This is a genomic window from Flavobacterium sp., assembly GCF_035760125.1.
Taxonomy (GTDB): domain Bacteria; phylum Bacteroidota; class Bacteroidia; order Flavobacteriales; family Flavobacteriaceae; genus Flavobacterium.
Genome location: NZ_DASTTN010000153.1, coordinates 1 through 2446 on the forward strand (window position 1 = coordinate 1; position 2446 = coordinate 2446).

Annotated in this window: 3 protein-coding genes; 2 read left to right on the forward strand and 1 reads right to left on the reverse strand. The window is 34.1% G+C overall.

The features are described from left to right. Positions 1–246: 246 nt before the first annotated feature. Positions 247–912, reverse strand: a complete 666-nt coding sequence (locus VFS71_RS05910) for a DUF4294 domain-containing protein (RefSeq protein WP_326399953.1) — start codon at positions 910–912, stop codon at positions 247–249. Positions 913–995: 83 nt separating this feature from the next. Between VFS71_RS05910 and VFS71_RS05915 the strand changes: the two genes are divergently transcribed. Together VFS71_RS05915 and VFS71_RS05920 are read left to right on the forward strand one after the other, a co-directional pair. Further along, positions 996–2084, forward strand: a complete 1089-nt coding sequence (locus tag VFS71_RS05915) for a M42 family metallopeptidase (RefSeq protein ID WP_326399956.1) — start codon at positions 996–998, stop codon at positions 2082–2084. Between the two features lie 122 nt (positions 2085–2206). Next, a partial coding sequence (locus tag VFS71_RS05920; RefSeq protein WP_326399958.1) for a cytochrome ubiquinol oxidase subunit I occupies positions 2207–2446 on the forward strand: 240 nt, incomplete at its 3' end.

A 2446-nucleotide genomic window follows, 5' to 3' on the forward strand; every position in this document is an offset into this window, starting at 1 on the left:
TCCTTTTGCATTTTCGTCTCCTATATAAAGGTGTGGATTTTTCACTTCCTTTCTTATGAAAACCCATACCCTAGCCCCGATAGCAGCGGAAATCCTTATAAGCCGGGGTTCGGCTTATAAGATTATAGTGAATAGCGGGAAATGGCTCCTGAGTATTTGAAAAGCTTGAAAACAAAGCTTGAAAACAAAAAAAAGAGGTAACTACTTTAGTAATTACCTCTTTATATACTGAATGTAAAAGTTTATTTATTTTGCTTTATTACTCCAAGACTCTTCCAACTTATCATAATCTATAGGATTTGCAGCCTCTTGTTTACGTAGTCTACCCGACTCAAAACCCCTGACCAATATAGTCTCTATTAAATAATCCTCATTTACTTCATAAGGCTGGTACTTTAATTTCAAATCAATATTAAACATACTAGCCGTTGTATTGGACCAAAATGCTTTCCAACTGCTTTTGAGATTCTTTATTAAATCATATGTCGTGGTTCCAGTTTGCCTGTCGATTAATTTGACCAATATTTGACCTTGTTTTTTTGAGAGTTTTTTTAATCTTCCTTCGAACTCATTACTCAAATAATCTTCCACTATTTTAAAATATCTTTTTTTATCTCTGTTATTGGTAAACTTTCCCATACCTCTATTCAACGATGTTAGTCTTTCGGCTGCAATTCTAGCATAAGGGTAAGTGGCATAAACTCTTTTTTGAAGTAACAAAAATTGCTTTTTGTCTTCATCACTCATCTTATGTCTTTCAATTACCAATTCTGGCAGTACGATGGTATCGCCAAATATGCTATCTGCTTCTGTTAAGACATACCCCATTTGAGTATTATCATTTTTGGTGTCTTGTGCATAACTTGACAGTGATACGAAAAAAGAAAAAACTAAGATTCTATAAAGCTTCATGAAGAAATATTTTTAACACAAAATTATACATTAAATATAGAACTATAAAGACAAATTTCTAATTTAGCGAAAAAATAATTTATATGAGTACTGAATCAATATTGAAAGCATCATCCATAACCTTTTTAGAAAAATATTTGAATAATGCCTCCCCAACTGGCTTTGAAAGTGAAGGTCAAAAAATATGGATGGATTATTTAAAACCATACGTAGATACTTTTATTACCGATACCTACGGAACTGCCGTAGGAGTTATTAATCCAGACGCTCCATACAAAGTTGTCATAGAAGGTCATGCCGATGAAATTGCCTGGTATGTGAATTATATAACCGATGATGGATTAGTATATGTAATCCGTAATGGGGGCTCTGACCACCAAATTGCCCCATCGAAACGTGTTAATATTCACACTAAAAACGGGATTGTAAAAGGTGTTTTTGGATGGCCAGCCATTCATACCCGAAACAGAGACAAGGAAGAAAATCCGAAGATTAGTAATATTTTTATTGATTTGGGTTGTGAAACCAAAGAACAGGTAGAAAAATTAGGGGTTCACGTAGGTTGTGTAATTACATATCCTGATGAATTTATGATTATGAACGAAAACAAATTCGTTTGTCGTGCCATAGATAATCGCATGGGAGGATTTATGATTGCTGAAGTGGCTCGTTTATTGCACGAGAACAACATCAAACTACCTTTTGGTTTATATATTACCAATGCCGTTCAAGAGGAAGTTGGTTTAAGAGGTGCGGAAATGATTACGCAAACCATCAAACCAAATGTGGCTATTATTACAGATGTTTGTCACGATTCCACTACCCCAATGATTGACAAGAAAATTGAAGGTGATACTAAAATAGGCAAAGGACCAGTAGTTACTTATGCTCCTGCTGTTCAAAATAATTTGAGAGAATTAATTCTAGATACAGCTATAGAGAAAAACATTCCATTTCAACGTTTAGCTTCTTCAAGAGTCACAGGTACGGATACCGATGCATTTGCCTATAGTAATGGCGGTGTGGCTTCGGCTTTGATTTCACTACCGTTGCGATACATGCACACTACCGTCGAAATGGTCCACCGTGAGGATGTAGAAAACGTAATCAAATTGATTTATGAAACATTACTGAAGATTGAGAATAATGAAACCTTCTCTTATTTTAAATAAAAAATTAAAGCACCATTATATAGTGGTGCTTTTTTTATAAAATTCTTTTCAGTTTTAAATCAAATAGATTTAGCTTAGACACATCAAAATTCACAGACACTTTCAAAATAAATATTCTTACCATGGATGTTGAAATACTAGCCCGCATACAATTTGCCTTTACAATTGCCTTTCATTATATCTATCCGCCATTAAGTATTGGAATCGGTTTGATAATGGTAATCATGGAAGGACTTTATCTTAAAACCGGAAATAAAGATTACGAAATTTTGACCCGCTTTTGGATTAAAATATTTGCATTGACCTTTGGGATTGGGGTTGCCACCGGAATTATTATGGAATTTGAATTTGGAACCAATTGG